An 18,115-nucleotide genomic window follows, 5' to 3' on the forward strand; every position below is an offset into this window, starting at 1 on the left:
TGTTGTTAACTCTCACTCTTGGAAGAGAATCGTTAACCTTTGTAACCAGTTGCTACGATAAACACTTCACGAGATCGAGCTCGAGAAGAGTCGGGTTTTCTCACTTTAACTGTTTTAAACATCTCACGGACGTCCTTAACATATTGGTCAAACCCTTCGCCTTGGAATACTTTTACAACAAAACTACCATTGGTAGCTAGAACTTGTCGACACATATCCAAAGCTAATTCAACTAAATACATAGCTCTTGGCTGATCCACAGAATTGTTGCCTGCTATATTAGGTGCCATATCAGACATCACGACATCAACCATGTTTGGTTGTATACGTTCCAATAAAGCTTCTAGCACAGCTTCTTCGCGGAAATCGCCTTGTAAAAAGCTCACTCCAGCAATCGGATCCATAGGTAGCAAGTCACAAGCAATGATTTGACCGTTGTCTCCGATAATCTTAGCAGCATATTGAGACCAACCGCCAGGCGCTGCGCCCAAATCCACAATGGTCATCCCAGGAGTCAGCAATTTATCTTTCGTTTGAATCTCTTCCATTTTGAAATAAGCACGCGAACGATAGCCTCTTTTTCTTGCTTCATTTGCATACTTGTCGTCGAAGTGTTCCTTCAACCAACGGCCTGAACTGGCCGAGTGTTTCTGTTTGCTCATTGGATACCTAAACTGGAGGAAAGTACTAATTGCTGAATAAATTATAGTCTTCAGCTTTAGATGGCGTTAAAATAGGTTTTTTCAACCCTAATACTAAATAAAATTGGCCGCGTAATGAACCTAAGTACCAAACAAAAGCAGCATCTAAAGGGCCTAGCTCACAGTTTAAAACCTGTCGTGCTAATGGGCGCAAATGGACTTACTGAAGCTGTTCTAGCGGAAATCGAATTGGCTCTAGACCACCACGAACTGATCAAGATTAAAGTTGCATCAGAAGACCGTGAGACTAAGCAACTGATTATCGATGCAATTGTACGTGAATCTAAAGCTGAGAAAGTACAGACTATCGGTAAAGTTCTAGTACTGTTCCGTCAGTCAGAAGCACGTAAAATCGAGATTCCACGCAAATAAGCTAGTTTGACATCAAGCTAGCTCCACAATAAGAAAGCCACCGTGCTTATCTTTTAGTGTAGCGTGAGAAACGAAAAAGGTCGCATTAGCGACCTTTTTACTTATTAGAACCAAAGTAAATTCAATTAGATGTATTCTACTTTGTCGATTTCGAAATCTTTATCGCCGCCAGGTGTAGAGATAATAACTTCATCACCTTCCATCTTACCAATAAGGCCACGAGCGATCGGTGATTTCACCGAAATGCGGCCAGTTTTGATTTCAGCTTCATCTTCAGAAACGATTTGGTAACGGAACTCTTCATCAGTATCTACGTCAATCAAAGTAACCGTAGTACCAAAGATAACCTTGCCTGTGTTATCCATTTGAGTTACGTCGATGATCTGAGCTAGCGATAGCTTGTATTCGATATCTCGAATTTGAGCTTCACAAATACCCTGCTCTTCACGAGCGGCGTGATATTCAGCGTTCTCTTTCAAGTCACCGAGTTCACGTGCTTCACCTATAGCTGCTGAAATAATAGGACGTAGCTTAAGTAGGCGATCTAATTCGTCACGTAGCTTCTGAGCGCCACGTACTGTCATTGGAACCTTTTCCATTTTTTACCTCTATGCCAAAGCTTTCTTTGGCCAACATAAATACACCCAACGCATTTATTGGGTGATAGAAACAAAACGATTTGGCTTAGTGTAAACAAACTTTATGGCTAAATCACCTTTATTCCACTTTGCGTTATAAAAGCTTTATCTAGGTCTAAATTACAGACATCACAAAAATGAATAATAACTCCCCCATCAATAAGCGGGGAGTTAAATACCTAAAAAAACAAAAAACAAACAAAATAAACACAGATCACACTTTTATAAAAAGCACCTTAAAACATACACTTAAACAACAAGGGATATAATAAAACAGTGTTCATTTTTTAGTTTTATATCATTTTACTAACTGACTATGGAACTTTAGAGGTAAAAAGTAACCCATGGATTGCACTGGCATTTTTCAGACTTCTGTTCTAATCATGATTATGAAGCCTGATTAATACAGGCAATACACAAAAGGGTTCAAATCCTTGATAAAACTTCTATGGACAGTAATTAGGAATTAATAACATGAACAAGACTATGATCGCGCTTGCTGTATCGGCTGCAGCTCTTGCTACTAACGCAGTGGCAGCGGACGGCAAACAAGCTGGTGGTATCGACGGCACTTCTGTATACAGCTCAAATGGCACTTCTCTAGAGATCGGTGGTCGTGCGGAAGCTCGTCTATCTCTAAAAGATGGCAAAGCTGAAGACAAAACACGTGTACGTCTTAACTTCCTAGGTAAAGTTGAAATCCAAGACGGCCTATACGGTGTTGGTTTCTACGAAGGCGAATTCACAACTGCTGAAAACGGCGGCTCTACTGATAACAACGACGGCGACATCACTAACCGTTACACATACGCTGGTATCGGCGGTACATTCGGTGAAGTAACTTACGGTAAAAACGACGGTGCGCTAGGCGTTATCACTGACTTTACCGATATCATGTCTTACCACGGTAACTCAGCGGCATACAAAATTGCAGCAGCTGACCGTTCAGACAACATGGTTTCATACAAAGGTCAATTCCAAGACCTAGGCGTTAAAGCAAGCTACCGTTTTGCTGACCGTTCAGAAAACGCTGCTGGTGAGTTCGTTGACAACGACGCAGACGGCTACTCTCTATCTGGTATCTACGCAATCGGCGATTCTGGCTTTAAGCTAGGTGCAGGTTACGCTGATCAAGACGAGCAAAACGAGTACATGCTAGCGGCATCTTTCCGCACTGAAGCTCTATACTTTGCTGGTACATTCACTGACGGTGAATTAGCAGACAAAAACGGCGATTACACTGGTTACGAATTCGCAACTGCGTACACGCTAGATAAAACTGCATTCACTCTAACTTACAACAACGCAGAAACTGACGGTGAAACTTCAGCTGACAACGTTGCTATCGATGCTACTTACTACTTCAAGCCTAACTTCCGTACGTACATCTCGTACAACTTCAACCTTATCTCTGAAGGTGACAAGTTAGGTTCAGTTGGCCTTCTTAACGGCCCTGCATCAAAAGCAGATGCTGAAGACGAGCTAGCTCTAGGTCTACGTTACGACTTCTAATTCTGATTAACTAATTGATTAATTAGTTAATTGAGAATCAAAACGCCCGCTATCTAGCGGGCGTTTTTTATATCTGTATACTGAAAACATCAGCCATCCAAGAAATCTTCTATGCGCCTTCTATCCACACTACTTGTATGTAGTTTTTCCATTAGCGCTTTCTCAGTTAACGCTTTCGCTTACCCCCCTCTAGATAAATTGCCTGATGGCAGTAGCACAAGTGTAATTTTGGAATCCCTGAGAGGCGATTCAAACAAAATGAATTCCAACAGTGATGGCTTCTACCCGCCCGCCAGTACTTTAAAGCTGGTGACAGCTTTAGCGGCTAAGTTGGAGTTAGGGGATGACTTTCACTACACGACCAGCATTGCCCGTTCTGGGAATGACTCAATCATTTCATTTAGTGGCGACCCGACCCTACAACGAGAACAGCTTAAAAGCCTTTTGGCTCAATACGCAAAATCTCAACCCAGAACCATCAAGGGTAACTTATACCTAGATAACTCGACTTTTACGGGCTACCAGCGAGCGGTGGGTTGGCCTTGGGACATTCTAGGGGTTTGTTACAGCGCGCCTTCGAGTGCGATGACCTTAGACAGCAACTGCGCACAAGCCTCTATTTATACAAAAGATAACGGCAGCACTCGTGTCTATATTCCCGCTCACTATCCGATAGACGTGACAACAACCGCAGCCACCGTAACTCGCTCAGGGCAGAAAGCCACACAATGCGACTTAGAGCTCATTACTACTCCAGACAACGCTTACAAGCTCTCTGGTTGCTTAGTAGAGCGTAAGAAGCCACTACCGCTCAAGTTCGCGATTCAAAACCCAGAGCTTTATACCTACCAAGTCGTGGGCTCGCTTCTTAAAGAGCTGAAAATCCAAGTTAATGGCGATGTGATTATTGGTAAAAAAGCGAAAGCAGATAAAACCAAGTTAGTCGCGAGCCACCATTCAGAAAAGCTTCCTGAACTGCTCGATATCATGCTCAAGAAGTCCGATAACCTGATCGCAGACAACCTAACCAAAACACTGGGTGCGACATTTTATGTTCAACCGGGCAGCTTCAATAACGGCACCGAAGCAATAAAGCAGATATTACTGACTAAAGCGAACATCGACCTGAGCAAAGCACAGCTCGTCGATGGTTCAGGGCTATCGAGGAATAACCGAATGAGATCGCAAACCATGGCTCAGGTTCTGCGTTATATCTGGGATAACGACAAGCAGCTCAACCTACTTGGGGCAATGCCAACTTCGGGCACTGATGGGACACTTAAATACCGTCAAAGCATGAGGAAAGCACCAATCCAAGGTAATATTATTGCGAAAAGTGGGTCTTTGTACGGTAGCTACAACATGGCAGGTTTTGGTTTAGACAAAGCGGGCAATCCAAACTCTTTGTTTGTGCAGTTTGTGCGTGATTATTTCCCGGAAGAGCAAGATCCAGACAAACCTGTAGAAGCACCAATCACCCAATTTGAACGTGCTTTCTACAAAGATGTGGTCGAGTTCAGTCAGACAAACATCGAATCCAATATCGATTAATTTGCTAAAAGCTGTTCATTAAACAACAAAAAATGGCGCTGAAGATCCTAAATCTTCAGCGCCATTTTTTTCTACGATGTTTTTCTTCGGAAATGCTTTTTGTTTCCAAAGTATTTATTTGAAGACGTTAAGCGATACCGAGGAATGAATTCACTACCGTGAAGTAAATCCACATCCCTGAAATATCGACTATCGAAGCCAATACTGGGCTCACCAGCACCGCAGGATCTAATTTGAATAGCCTTGCAACAATCGGTAACCCAGCGCCTAACACGGTGGATATCGTCACTTGAATAAACAGAGCGACAGCAATCGCGTAAGCAATCATATTGATGTCGTAGCCGCCGGTAGACTGGTTGTCACTAAATAATAAGATGCGACCAATCATTACCACAGCAATCGCAAGAGCTAAACAGATAGCGACTCTAAACTCTTTCCAAAGAACCTTGGCCCATTGACGCTTCTTCAATTCACCGGTGGCTAAGGCCCTAATGACCAAAGTCGCCGCTTGTGTGCCTGTATTACCACCCGCAGCAGCAATTACCGGCATATAAATCGCCAGAAGGACTAGCTGGCTAAGAATGTCTTCATACTGAGCAATGATAAGCCCAGAAACAATACCCAGCAGCGCTAAGGCAATAATCCAACCGATACGCTGCCTAACATGGCTAAGCACTCCAGTTGAAAGGTAACCTTGTTGAGGCTCAACCTCTGAGTAGATCAGCCCTAGTTGGTGAGCTAGATGTCGAGAGCGCTTCTCAAAGCCCTGCTCTTCTAGCTCACTAAGTAAAGTCTGAATAATACTGAGAGAGCATTGCCCAAGTACTAACACCGCATCTTCAAGTGGCATTCGGTTTAAAAGGTTAATTTGTTGCTCACGCCCATACTGTTGAAATGCATTCGATACAGCTTGGATGTCTTGCTCTGTGTACAAAGCTTCGATAGATAAAAAAGTGTTGTTCATTACCGTCATGGCGAATCTCCCGATTGGCAAAGGTAACGACCATCAAAACAAATAGCATAAGTTTATAGATTTATAGATTTATGCGCACCAAGAACTGAAAGCTACTGGTGTGTCTACTTGTTAGAATCTAGTGTGTGGAAAAGAATGAGGGGGAAAAACAAAGATACCCTACCTGAACGGCAGGACAATAGATCAATACCGAGACGGGTTATTCTTCTCCATTCAAACTAGGAGGATGGTCGGTATTGTTCATAAAAATCTCCAGAATTACTGTCAATATGACAGCGCGCACAGTGTAGCAATGCACGTTCAAAAACTTCGTCAACTTTGTGTCAATAAAAAAGGCATCCGTGGATGCCTTTTGTTCAATTATTGATGTGTGTTATTACTTAATAGTAATACGAGCAAACTTACGCTTACCTACTTGGTAAACTGCAGTACCTGCTTCAGGTACAAACTTGCTGTCTTCAATCTTCTCGCCTTCAAGCTTAGCAGCGCCTTGCTTGATCATACGCATCGCATCAGAAGTAGAGTTTACAAGACCCGCTTCTTTTAGAACGTTCGCAATCGGTAGGCCGGCTTCGAATTCAAATTCAGGCATTTCATCAGGAACTTGGTTCTTAGCAAAACGGTTAACGAACTCTTGCTCAGCGGCTTCAGCATCGGCTTCACTGTGGAAACGAGCAATGATCTCTTTCGCTAGAAGTACTTTAACGTCACGAGGGTTTTTGCCCGCCTCAACGCCAGCTTTCAGTTCCGCAACTTCTTCAAGTGGACGGAAAGACAGCAGCTCGTAGTAGCTCCACATTAGATCGTCAGAGATAGACATGATCTTACCAAACATCTCGCTTGGTGCTTCGCTAATACCGATGTAGTTGTGCGCAGACTTAGACATCTTCTTAACACCGTCTAGACCTACAAGTAATGGCATCATCAGTACCGCTTGTGGTTTTTGACCTGCTGCTTTTTGCAGTTCACGACCCATTAGAAGGTTAAACTTCTGGTCAGTACCGCCAAGCTCAACGTCGCTCTCTAATGCAACAGAGTCGTGACCTTGTAGAAGTGGGTACATGAATTCGTGGATAGCGATCGGTTGACCACCAGCGTAACGCTTTTTAAAGTCATCACGCTCAAGCATACGAGCAACAGTTTGGTTAGAAGCAAGACGAATCATGCCTTCAGCACCAAGCTCAGATAGCCACTCAGAGTTGAAACGAATTTGCGTTTTCGCAGGGTCTAGAATCTTGAATACTTGCTCTTTGTAAGTCTCAGCATTCTTCAATACGTCTTCACGGCTTAGCGGTGGACGCGTTGAGTTCTTACCTGATGGATCACCAACCATTGCAGTGAAATCACCAATAAGGAATGTCACTTCATGACCAAGCTCTTGGAAAGCACGAAGCTTGTTAAAGATAACCGTATGGCCTAGGTGGATATCTGGAGCGGTTGGATCGGCACCCAGCTTAATGCGTAAAGGACGACCTTCTTTTAATTTAGCAATCAGTTCGTCTTCTGGAATCAGTTCTTCTACGCCACGTTTGATCTCGGCTAGTGCAGCTTCAATACTCGCCATTCTTGTTCACTCCCACAGATTTGGCAAAAATATAATAATTAGACATCTTACTTGAATAGCGATGTATTTTGAAACCAGTTACACTATTCCGTCGTCGATTTTCATAATATTTACAGAACGAACCGGAACATGTTGTCTATTTTTGCACGCCTTCCTATTTTGCACCGGGCTTTTATCGCATTTTTTAGTGCCGTAATTTTCGTCGCGATTTTCTTACTCCCCGATGTCAGCAGTTTACGTGACGATACGGGCGCTTTAGTGGTGGGGAAACATTACCCACTGACTATCAATGCATCTGCACTTGTTAGCTCGAGTGACGCACCGCCGACGGCTGTGCTTAATTGGGAGAAATACACCGTTCGTTCTGGCGAAAGCACCTCTGTCTTATTTGAACGTATTGGCCTCTCATACCGCTTGCTGATCACGCTACTCAATACCAATAACGATATTAAGAAGCAGCTGTCTAACCTAAGACCTGGCGATGTATTGCAGTTCGGCTTCGATGAGAACAACGACCTTATTCAGTTAAAACGACAACTTAGTGCGTTTGAAAGCTTCAAGATCACTAAGTCTGGCGATTCTTTCTCATCAAGTTTCGACAAAAAAGAAGTTGCCTACCAATACAATTACGCTGAAGCCAACATCACGTCTAACTTCTGGAATGCAGGCGTTAGCGCAGGTTTAACCGCAAACCAAATCATGGAACTCGCCGGTATCTTCGGTTGGGATATCGACTTTGCGTTAGATATTCGTAAGAACGACAGCTTCAAAATCTTATACCAAGAGAAAGTGGTTGAAGGTGAGGTGGTTGGTCGCGGTAAGATCATGGCAGCCGTATTCAAAAACCAAGGCGATTCATTTACCGCGGTATTGGATGATAAGAGCGGCAACTACTTCGATGAAAATGGTCGAGCAATGAAGAAAGCGTTCTTGCGCTCACCAATTGATTTTCGTCGCGTAACATCAAACTTTAATCCTACCAGGAGACACCCAGTAACCGGTAAGGTTCGAGCTCACCGCGGCACCGATTACGCAGCTCCTGTTGGCACGCCTATCTGGGCAGCCGGTGACGGTATTGTTCAGAAGTCTGGTTACAACCAATTTAATGGTAACTACGTGTTTATCCGCCACAGCAACACCTACATCACCAAGTACCTGCACATGAAGCGACGTATGGTGAAAACAGGTCAACGAGTTAAACAAGGCCAAACCATTGGTACTTTGGGCGGTACAGGCCGTGTGACTGGCCCGCACTTACATTATGAATTCTTGGTTAATGGCGTACATAAAAATGCGCGTACCGTGAAATTACCACAATCTAAGTCGTTAACAGGTAAAGCAAAAGCAACATTTATTGCGAACTCAGAAATTCGATTGAGTAACCTAGAGCGATACGGCCAGTTACTAGCAACTAATTAGGTTACTAGCGACTAATTAGACTAATAGCCATATAAACCAACGAAAAGAGCGCCCACCAAGGCGCTCTTTTTATTTCCGTCGAACTAGGACTTATCTTTAAGCGTCGTTACTTGGGAGCACATCGGGCTTCTTATCTCGCCCTAGCATCAGCAAACAAGGCGTCAGCACCAAGGTTAGTACTGTAGCAAAGGCCAAACCTCCCGCAATGGCTGTAGCAAGTTGCGACCACCATTGCGTGCTCGGCGCGCCGAATTCTATCTTTTGATTAATCAGATCGATGTTCATTTCTAACACCATCGGCATCAAGCCTAAAATGGTGGTAACCGTAGTTAGCATTACTGGTCTTAAACGCTGAACACCCGTCCTGAGAATCGCATCTCGCTTGTCCAAGCCGCGTTTTATCAGTTGGTTATAGGTATCAATCAGCACAATATTGTTGTTTACCACAATTCCTGCCAACGCTATCACTCCAATACCGGACATCACAATGCCAAACGGACGCTGGAAGATAAGCAAACCAACAAACACACCAACCGTTGAGAACAGCACCGCACTAAGAATCAAAAACGCTTGATAGAAGCTATTGAACTGAGTAATCAAAATCAAAGCCATCACCGCCAATGCAACTAAGAAAGCACTTTGTAAGAAGGCTGACGAGTTTTCTTGTTCTTCATTTTGACCACGAATACGAAACTCGACACTACTTGGTAAACCTAACTCACTTAACGCTTGCTCAATCTTTGGCAATTCGAGTGCAAGGTTATAACCCTCTTCCATATCCGCCATAATGTTCACCACACGCTTACCATCAAGACGCTTTATCGTGTCCTGCTTATGGTCTGGCACAATCTGAGCAAAGTTAGTGATCGGCACCAAGCCTGTTGGTGTTTTGACTCTTAGTTGGTCAAAGCGCCCAATATCTCTTTTATCGCTTGGGTATCGCACCAAGATATCGACCTCTTCGGAAGAATCATCTGGGAGATAATCGCCAATCTTTAGCCCGTTAGTGACGAATTGAACCGTATTACCCACCAAGGTCGCATCAGCCGAAAAACGCGCAGCATCATCTCTGCGAATATCCACTTTCCAATCGATGCCATCTTTACTCGCGGTATCACTTATATTGGTCAGCGCCTGATTGCCATCCGCCCAGTTTCTTACAATTTTTGCAGCCTGATTCAGCTGCTCTGGTGTTCTTGCCGATAGCTCAATCACTAAGTCATTCTCAACCGGAGGCCCTGCATCTGGAAACTTATATTCAATCTCGACCCCTGCGTATTGATCGGTGTACACCTTTAATTCTTCAATGATCGCCTTAACACTGCGACGGTATTGCCAATCAACAGGGGTAATCGAGATCAAACCAATCTGATCATCACCACCCGTACGCGTATAAACGGTATCGAACTCATCATGATTGAGCATCATCAACTCAATATCACGCATGATGACATCTTTCTCTTGGATAGAAAGATCACCATGAGAACGAACTTTGACGTTAAAGAATGGCGGATCAACTTCTGGAAAGAATTCTGCACCTAGACCCGCTTTTGAATACGTAAAACCAACCGCAACCGCAAGTAATATCGCACTGAAAAGAATCTTAAAGGGGTGCTTAATCGCAATCGACAACGTGTGGTAATAAGCCTTGGTTAAACCAGTAGCCTGTGAGAAATCACCGTTGTGCAGTGCCACCATTCGAGCTTGGCTTTTGGGCGATACATATTGAGGTTTACCAATCAAACCACCGAGTACAGGCACAAACAACAACGCCATAATCAATGAAGCGGTTAAGGTTGCAATCAACGTTAATGGCAAGAACTTCATGAATTCGCCCGTCACATCCGGCCAAAACAGTAACGGAGCAAATGCCGCCAACGTTGTCGCAGTAGACGCTGTTATCGGCCATGCCATCCGTTTCGCTGCATCTCGGTAAGCGGCTTTACGCCCTTCCCCCTCTTGCATTCGCCTGTCTGCAAACTCGGTCACCACAATTGCGCCATCGACCAACATACCAACCGCCATGATCAACGAGAACAGCACCACGATGTTGACGGTTAGACCAAACACAGACAACACCAATAATCCCGTGAGGAATGATCCAGGAATTGAAATTCCGACCAATAGCGCGGTTCGAACACCAAGAATGGCGATGATCACGATCACCACTAAAATGATGGCGGATAAGATATTGTTTTGAAGATCGTTGAGCATGATCTTCACATCTTTAGATTCATCCCAAGTGTATTTGACCAATAGGTTATTTGGCCACTCGGCTTGCTGCTGAGCACCAGCCATTACCGCTTTGACTAGCTCAACGGTTTCAATGATGTTTTCACCCGCACGTTTCTTGATATCCAAGACAACCGCGGATTTGCCATCTAAACGGGCAAAGCTTTCAGGATCTCGAAACGCTCGGCGAACCGTAGCCACATCGCCAAAGGTTACTACCTGTTTACCATCCACTTTGATTGGCAACTCAAGTACGTCTTTTAAGGAGTTAAACACAGAAGGGACTTTGACCGAGAAACGTCCGTAACCCGTATCAACAAAACCGGCCGCCACCACTCGGTTATTCAGAGCAATCAGATTATAGATGTCCGCTTGATCTAGGCTGTAACTCTCCATCAATAATGGATCAACGATGATTTCTACTATGTCATCGCGATCGCCTGCAATATCGACCTCTAGAATTTGGCGATAGCTTTCGAGTTTATCTCCGAGCTCTCGAGCGATTTGTACGATGGTGCGCTCAGGCACGGTACCAAACAGAACCACTGACAACACAGGCTGCTCAGAAGCGAGGGTAACTTCATTTACAGTCGGCTCATCGCTATCTTCTGGCAATTTGGGCTTAGCTAGATCAACCGCGTCACGAACATCAGCCATCGCTTTAGTAAGATCGACGCCAACATTAAACTCTAACACCACAGAGGCGTGCCCTTCTGCTGCGGTTGCTGTCATCTCTTTTACGCCTTCGATTGACCTAAGCTCTTGCTCAATAGGTCGAACCAATAAACGTTCTGAATCCGTTGGCGAGATCCCTTGATGCCCGACTGAAACGTAGATAATTGGAATGGTGATATCTGGGCTCGATTCTTTGGGTATCGTGATATAGGTAATCACACCTGCGACTAAGATGAGCGCCAAAAGGGAGAGCATTGTTCGAGCACGAGACAAGGCTGCATCAATAATTGAATACATCGGCTATCTCCTACTCTGCAGTTACGTTAGAGAGTTCAGCACCTTGCTCAACAGCAATCACCGAATCACCATCACGAACAAAACCTTGCCCTACCGTGATGATATCGACACGCTGACCTAACCCCGTGAGCCACACGCCATCTTGCTCAGCTTTCACCAGTTGAATGCCGACGAATTTCACGATTGGTGAATCATCAATTGAAACCAAAGTTTTGACCCCAAGATTACCCGCCTCATCCAGTGCCAACATGGCTGGTGTCACTTTGATAGCGTCTCTCGTTTCTAGATTGAGGGTTACTTCGGCACTGACACCGGCAGGTAACAGGCCATCGGAGTTATCGATTTCAATCTCTATTGGGAAGGTATTGGTAGCAGCAGAAGAGATACGAGAAACATAGCGTAAGCGGCCTTCCGCTTCTTCTCGCCCTAACAAGCGAACCAAAGCAGATTGATTGACTAGCAAATGCTGGATATGACGCTCACTGACATCGGCCTCAATAACCAAAGGATCGAGGTCAATCACGCCCGCGACCGGATCGCCAACACCAACGAAATCACCGAGCTCCACCATCAAATCTTGAACCACACCCGAAAAAGGCGAAGTAATCACAGTATTCTTTAAAGCCAATTCCGCATTGCGCTTCATGGCCTTTGCTTCCGTTAGTGAAGCCTCTGCGGTGGTATAGGCTATCTCGCCTTGCAACCCTCTTTTCTTCAAAGACTGTGCTGCTTTAAATTCTTTTTGCTTCAAACGATATAACGCAGATGCTCGCTCCAACTGGATCTCTAAATCGCCTTTATCAATCTAAGCAATGGCTTGTCCAACTTTAACCGCATCGCCCTTAACAACGTTCAATCTAACAACCTTGCCCGCAACTTCAGCCCCCAAACGAGCATGTCTATCGGGCGCCGTTCGACCATAGAGATCAATCGTTTTAAAGGTCGGTGATGAAGTAAATGTTTGAAAAGAGACCTTCGCCAACGGAATTTCTGTCACTTTTTTCTCAGACGACTCTTCCGCTTGCCCCACTCCTAAACCAAGCCAAATCGACAACAGCACAACTAGAATCAGAGAAACCAACCACGGCTGCTTCAGTTTCTGAAAAAGTGGAGAGTTAGAAAATAGAGTGGGCATAGCAAATCCTTTTGTCCGATGTTATTAAGGCGCGCTAATTAGCTTAACACTGTCATATGCAACATCCTGATGCACTGCGGTAACCTTAACAGACCCACACCCAACGAAGTTGGACTCTATCGACAGTTTAAAAAATATGGCGTTTACTATAAATCAGGCAGATGAAATAAAGGTTACACATTCCCGATCTAAATACCTCTTGGTATGTATGGCTAGAACAGGTCGAATTACTGTCTGTTTTATATGATGTATTTCTTAAAAAAAAAAACGCCGAGCATGAGCTCAGCGTTTAAAATATTTCTAATGTAGCTCTCAGTTCAAGCTACCTTTCAGTTCACGTTAGACGCTAAATGATGCACCACAGCCACATGTTGTGGTCGCGTTCGGGTTGTTCACAAAGAAACGTGCGCCTTCTAGGCCTTCAGTGTAATCAACCATGCCGCCCATTAAGTACTGTAGGCTCATTGGGTCAACAACCAGCGTAACACCGCTGTTTACAATAGTAGTGTCGCCATCATTTACTTTTTCATCAAATGTGAAGCCGTATTGGAAACCACTACAACCACCACCTGTAATGTATACACGCAGTTTTAGTTTTGGGTTTTCTTCTTCAGCAATTAGCGTTTGAACGCGTGTAGCTGCTGCATCAGAAAAAGACAATGGGATATTTACTTCGCTCACGACAACCTCTCTTACCTGTGTCAAAAACAACATGATACAAATCTAATTCGAGACCATAGTTGTTGAGTATTTTCTTATATTCTGGTGATTATCTAATACCTGACTGAAACGTTCAAGTATTCACCACAGGATCGTTCCTTTTACTGTCGTAAACTCGACCATATCTGACAATTAAAACGTGTAACCACACAAAACAACCAGATTCGGGGGATTATATCGGCGAAAGCATTCCTAGTTGGATTCTGGATAGGTACAATGCGTGCCAATTGGTCCGACAGTCAAAAGAGGATATATCAATGACCAAATCAGCAGAACTGTATCAAAAGGCACAGCAAACTATTCCAGGTGGCGTTAACTCTCCAGTGCGTGCTTTTAACGGTGTAGGTGGTTCTCCAATCTTCGTTGATAGAGCTGACGGCCCACTTCTTTTTGATGCTGATGGGAAAGCATATATCGATTACGTTGGCTCTTGGGGCCCAATGATCCTTGGTCACAACCACGCAGTTATCCGTGAAGCTGTCATTGATGCAGCGCAACGCGGCCTTAGCTTCGGTGCTCCAACCGAAACTGAAATCAAAATGGCTGAACTTGTCTCTGAGATGGTTCCATCAATGGAACAGCTGCGTATGGTGAGCTCAGGTACAGAAGCAACAATGAGTGCGATTCGTCTTGCTCGTGGCTTTACTGGTCGTGACAAAATTCTTAAGTTTGAAGGCTGTTACCACGGTCACGCAGACAGCCTACTGGTAAAAGCAGGTTCTGGCGCACTGACTTTAGGTCAACCAAGCTCTCCTGGTGTACCTGCTGATTTTGCGAAACTAACGCTAACAGCAACCTTCAACAATCTAGATTCAGTACGTGAAATCTTCGCAGCAAACAAAGGCGAGATCGCTTGTATCATCGTTGAGCCTGTAGCGGGTAACATGAACTGCATCCCTCCAGTCGAAGGCTTCCACGAAGGTCTACGTGAAATCTGTGACCAAGAAGGTGCGTTGCTGATCTTTGATGAAGTAATGACAGGCTTCCGAGTTGCTGAAGGTTGTGCTCAGGCTTACTACAACATCAAACCAGACCTAACGTGTCTTGGTAAAGTGATTGGCGGCGGCATGCCTGTGGGTGCTTTCGGTGGTCGTAAAGACGTGATGCAATACATCGCACCAACTGGCCCGGTTTACCAAGCAGGTACGCTTTCAGGTAACCCTGTTGCTATGGCAGCTGGCTACGCGTGTTTGAACCTTCTAAGAGAAGAAGGCAACGAAAAGCGTCTAGCATCAAAAACTAAGCAACTGGCTAATGGCTTCAAGCAACTTGCAGACAAGCACGGCATTCCGATGCTAGTTCATCAAGTTGGCGGTATGTTTGGTTTCTTCTTCACTGACCAAGAAACAGTAACCTGCTACGAAGATGTAACTAAGTGTGATGTCGAACGTTTCAAGCGCTTCTTCCATCTAATGTTAGATCACGGTGTTTACCTTGCACCGTCAGCATTCGAAGCAAGCTTTACTTCTCTTGCTCATGGTTCAAAAGAACTGGATGCAACACTAGAAGCTGCCGATCGCTCTCTTGCGATCATTGCTGCTGAAAGTAAATAGTCGAAAGCACTTTATAAGTCGCTAACCGATTGAATTTAGGGCTGCATTAGATGCAGCCCTTTTTAATACATCACGCTCGCTAACCACAAATATGACAGCTTATTTACCCTTCGATTAAGGCTAAAACTGAACCTAAAACGCCTAACGTTCCCAGAAAAGAAAAACCAACAACATCAAGGTGCCAAGGAACATTCTGAACCAAGGGATCTCTTTTTTTGTTTGCTGTTCTTCATCTTGGCATTTCTTATCTTTATTACAGCATCCCATTATCAAAACTCCTCATTGCTAACTCTCTGTTTTGCAGCCATTATAAACTCAGAACGCAAATATAGAGACCATTAACGTGTCAGAAAAACTCAAAATCAATACCAGCCACTGGGTGATCATCATTGCCCTACTTGCGGCGGCTTATGCTTGTTACTTGCTTATAGAGCCGTACGTCAACTCAATCGTGATGGCCTTTATCATTTCACTATTGATGTTCCCGATCCATGAGTGGCTTGAAAAAAAGCTCCCGAATAAAGAAAACATCGTCTCTCTGCTGTCTTGTGTGATTCTGACTTTCATTATTGTTATCCCTTTATTGGCAGTATTCGCAGCAATTGTTCAGCAAGGTTCTCTGTTCTCTCAGAACACCTACCAATGGGTGACCCACGGCGGTATTCAGACTCTTTTTGCGCATCCTCTGGTTGTTAAAGCTCTGTCGTTTGTAAATAACTACCTACCTTTTGACAACATTGAACCACAAGCTATCGCACAGAAAGTCGGTGAATTTGCGACCAGCTTTGGCTCAAAACTGGTTGGTATCAGTGCAAAAATCCTTGGTGACGCGACCAATTTCTTGATGGATTTCTTCTTGATGCTGTTTGTTCTGTTCTTCTTATTAAGAGATCACGACAAAATCATCAGCGTAGTTCGTCATATTTTGCCTTTATCTCGTAGCCAAGAAGACAAATTGCTAACCGAGATTGAGCAAGTATCGAAATCAGCTGTAATGGGTTCATTCTTAACCGCAATAGCACAAGGTTTTGCGGGCGGTTTAGGTATGTGGATTGCCGGTTTCCCTGGCCTATTCTGGGGCACCATGATGGGCTTTGCCTCTTTCATCCCAGTTGTGGGGACCGCTCTAATCTGGATCCCTGCGGCGACCTACTTGTTCCTAACAGGCGATACAACGTGGGCTATTTTCCTAACGGTTTATTGTGTAGCGATTGTTGGTTCGATTGATAACCTGCTTCGTCCGCTGCTGATGCAAGGCAGTGCAGGCATGAATACCTTGATGATCTTCTTCTCACTGTTAGGTGGTATTCAATTGTTTGGCCTAATTGGTCTTATCTACGGCCCACTAATCTTTGCGATTACCATTGTCCTATTCAACATCTATGATGAAGAGTTTAAAGACTTTTTAAATCAGCAAGACAAGAGTTAACGAACTTGACGTCAACTTGATTGGCGAACCCGTATTAAACACTTCAAGCTTTGGGCGGATTATGCGAAAATCCGCCCTCATTTTTTGCTAACGATTCAATAGAGTGTCCTATGTCAGCTTATATTGCCCCAAGCCAGATTGCTCAACGCCAACTCGCCTACTTTGAAGGCAAACATGTTTTAGTTGCTGGTGAGGCAGAAGACTTATTTCCTGTTGAATTAGCGAAACATTGTGAATCAGTCACCGTGTTTACCTCTAATTACAGCTACTACCGTCAATTAGAAGGCTGCAACACCATCCAACGTTTTTATGGTGCGGAGTTTACCGAAGAAACCAAAGCCGACTTAGTGATGCTGTACTGGCCAAAGGCTAAAGCAGAAGCGGAATTTCTGTTGGCGATGTTATTTGCCAAGCTAGGTAAAGATACCGAGATTGTCGTAGTTGGAGAGAATCGTTCTGGTGTTAAAAGTATCGAGAAGATGTTCACTCCTTACGGCAAAGTCGTGAAATACGATTCGGCGCGCCGTTGCTCTTTCTACTGGGGTCAATGCTTCGAGCAACCACAAGCCTTTAACCTGCAAGACTGGTTTAAAACCTATACGGTTAACATTGATGAGCAATCACTGACTGTAAAAAGCCTTCCAGGTGTGTTTAGTCACGGCCAATTTGATGTAGGTAGCCAACTGCTACTTGATACTCTGCCAAAGCTGAAAGGTAAGGTACTGGATTTCGGTTGTGGTGCAGGTGTACTAGGCGCGGTAATGGCATCTCGTCACCCTGATATCGAGCTAGAAATGTGCGACATCAGTGCATTTGCCGTGGCATCAAGCCAAGCAACGTTAGAAGCGAACGGTTTAACGGGAAATGTCTTCGCCTCAGATGTCTATTCCGACACATCAAAAGACTACCAATTCATCATCAGTAATCCACCATTCCATTCTGGTTTGGATACAAGCTACAGCGCGACTGAGACCTTACTTGCTAAGGCTCCTAAGCATTTGAAGCGTTCTGGCGAGATGATTATTGTTGCGAACAGTTTCTTAAAATACGTTCCAATTATTGAACAAGCGTTTGGAAAATGCGCGACTCTAAATAAGACCACTAAATTCGCGATCTACCACGCAAACAAATAGCCTATCTAGCACAGCGCAGGGGCATTATCTGCGCTGTCTGTTCATATTTTTGTCAAAACTCTATAAAAATGAGCTTTTGCACACGCTTTAAATACCACTTACTTGTCAAAGTAAAAAAACTCGTTAATTTCGTTAAATTGGAACCCGTTAATTCCATTCTCTGTACTTGTTTTCACCCCTTTTAACAGTACATCAAAGGAAAGTAGTACCC

Annotated in this window: 13 protein-coding genes and 1 pseudogene; 7 read left to right on the forward strand and 7 right to left on the reverse strand. The window is 44.3% G+C overall.

The window, feature by feature from the left end:
- Positions 1 to 32: 32 nt before the first annotated feature.
- Complete coding sequence (gene rlmE, locus M4S28_RS14430; protein WP_017079994.1) at positions 33 to 662, reverse strand: 23S rRNA (uridine(2552)-2'-O)-methyltransferase RlmE; 630 nt, start codon at positions 660 to 662, stop codon at positions 33 to 35.
- A 114-nt stretch (positions 663 to 776) separates the two neighbouring features.
- Here rlmE and yhbY point away from each other — a divergent pair, with 114 nt between their 5' ends.
- The gene (yhbY, locus tag M4S28_RS14435; RefSeq protein ID WP_004734509.1) at positions 777 to 1,073 is read left to right on the forward strand and encodes a ribosome assembly RNA-binding protein YhbY; all 297 of its coding nucleotides are present in this window, start codon (positions 777 to 779) and stop codon (positions 1,071 to 1,073) included.
- Positions 1,074 to 1,198: 125 nt separating this feature from the next.
- Here yhbY and greA read toward each other — a convergent pair whose 3' ends face one another.
- Positions 1,199 to 1,672: a transcription elongation factor GreA gene (greA, locus tag M4S28_RS14440; RefSeq protein WP_017079993.1), complete on the reverse strand. Its 474-nt coding sequence runs from the start codon at positions 1,670 to 1,672 to the stop codon at positions 1,199 to 1,201.
- 513 nt (positions 1,673 to 2,185) lie between these two features.
- Here greA and M4S28_RS14445 point away from each other — a divergent pair.
- Both M4S28_RS14445 and dacB read left to right on the forward strand, forming a co-directional pair.
- Complete coding sequence (locus M4S28_RS14445; protein WP_017079992.1) at positions 2,186 to 3,223, forward strand: porin; 1,038 nt, start codon at positions 2,186 to 2,188, stop codon at positions 3,221 to 3,223.
- Positions 3,224 to 3,334: 111 nt separating this feature from the next.
- Positions 3,335 to 4,774: a serine-type D-Ala-D-Ala carboxypeptidase gene (dacB, locus tag M4S28_RS14450; protein ID WP_249632009.1), complete on the forward strand. Its 1,440-nt coding sequence runs from the start codon at positions 3,335 to 3,337 to the stop codon at positions 4,772 to 4,774.
- Positions 4,775 to 4,901: 127 nt separating this feature from the next.
- On the opposite strand, the gene M4S28_RS14455 is transcribed toward dacB, so the two are convergent.
- The gene (locus M4S28_RS14455) at positions 4,902 to 5,747 is read right to left on the reverse strand and encodes a magnesium transporter (protein ID WP_249632010.1); all 846 of its coding nucleotides are present in this window, start codon (positions 5,745 to 5,747) and stop codon (positions 4,902 to 4,904) included.
- 376 nt (positions 5,748 to 6,123) lie between these two features.
- The gene (tyrS, locus tag M4S28_RS14460) at positions 6,124 to 7,311 is read right to left on the reverse strand and encodes a tyrosine--tRNA ligase (protein ID WP_004734518.1); all 1,188 of its coding nucleotides are present in this window, start codon (positions 7,309 to 7,311) and stop codon (positions 6,124 to 6,126) included.
- Positions 7,312 to 7,440: 129 nt separating this feature from the next.
- On the opposite strand from tyrS, the gene shyC reads away from it, so the two are divergent.
- Entirely contained in the window at positions 7,441 to 8,730 is a 1,290-nt protein-coding gene (shyC, locus tag M4S28_RS14465) for a peptidoglycan DD-endopeptidase ShyC (protein WP_017088382.1), read from the forward strand.
- A gap of 96 nt (positions 8,731 to 8,826) precedes the next feature.
- On the opposite strand, the gene M4S28_RS14470 is transcribed toward shyC, so the two are convergent.
- The 3 genes and pseudogenes from M4S28_RS14470 to erpA all read right to left on the reverse strand — a co-directional run bounded on the left by M4S28_RS14470 (position 8,827) and on the right by erpA (position 13,750).
- Complete coding sequence (locus tag M4S28_RS14470) at positions 8,827 to 11,934, reverse strand: efflux RND transporter permease subunit (RefSeq protein WP_249632011.1); 3,108 nt, start codon at positions 11,932 to 11,934, stop codon at positions 8,827 to 8,829.
- 10 nt (positions 11,935 to 11,944) lie between these two features.
- Positions 11,945 to 13,069 (reverse strand): annotated as a pseudogene (locus M4S28_RS14475) (efflux RND transporter periplasmic adaptor subunit).
- Positions 13,070 to 13,408: 339 nt separating this feature from the next.
- A complete protein-coding gene (gene erpA, locus M4S28_RS14480; protein ID WP_249632012.1) occupies positions 13,409 to 13,750 on the reverse strand; it encodes an iron-sulfur cluster insertion protein ErpA in 342 nt (113 codons plus the stop codon).
- 296 nt (positions 13,751 to 14,046) lie between these two features.
- On the opposite strand from erpA, the gene hemL reads away from it, so the two are divergent.
- The 3 genes from hemL to rsmC all read left to right on the forward strand — a co-directional run bounded on the left by hemL (position 14,047) and on the right by rsmC (position 17,904).
- Entirely contained in the window at positions 14,047 to 15,342 is a 1,296-nt protein-coding gene (gene hemL, locus M4S28_RS14485) for a glutamate-1-semialdehyde 2,1-aminomutase (RefSeq protein ID WP_017084255.1), read from the forward strand.
- A 343-nt stretch (positions 15,343 to 15,685) separates the two neighbouring features.
- Positions 15,686 to 16,771, forward strand: coding sequence for an AI-2E family transporter (locus M4S28_RS14490; RefSeq protein WP_004734536.1), 1,086 nt, complete (start codon positions 15,686 to 15,688; stop codon positions 16,769 to 16,771).
- Positions 16,772 to 16,881: 110 nt separating this feature from the next.
- Positions 16,882 to 17,904, forward strand: a complete 1,023-nt coding sequence (gene rsmC, locus M4S28_RS14495; protein ID WP_249632013.1) for a 16S rRNA (guanine(1207)-N(2))-methyltransferase RsmC — start codon at positions 16,882 to 16,884, stop codon at positions 17,902 to 17,904.
- The last annotated feature ends 211 nt before the right edge of the window (positions 17,905 to 18,115 follow it).

Source organism: Vibrio sp. J383, assembly GCF_023503985.1.
In the GTDB taxonomy this organism is placed as follows: Bacteria; Pseudomonadota; Gammaproteobacteria; order Enterobacterales; family Vibrionaceae; genus Vibrio; species Vibrio splendidus.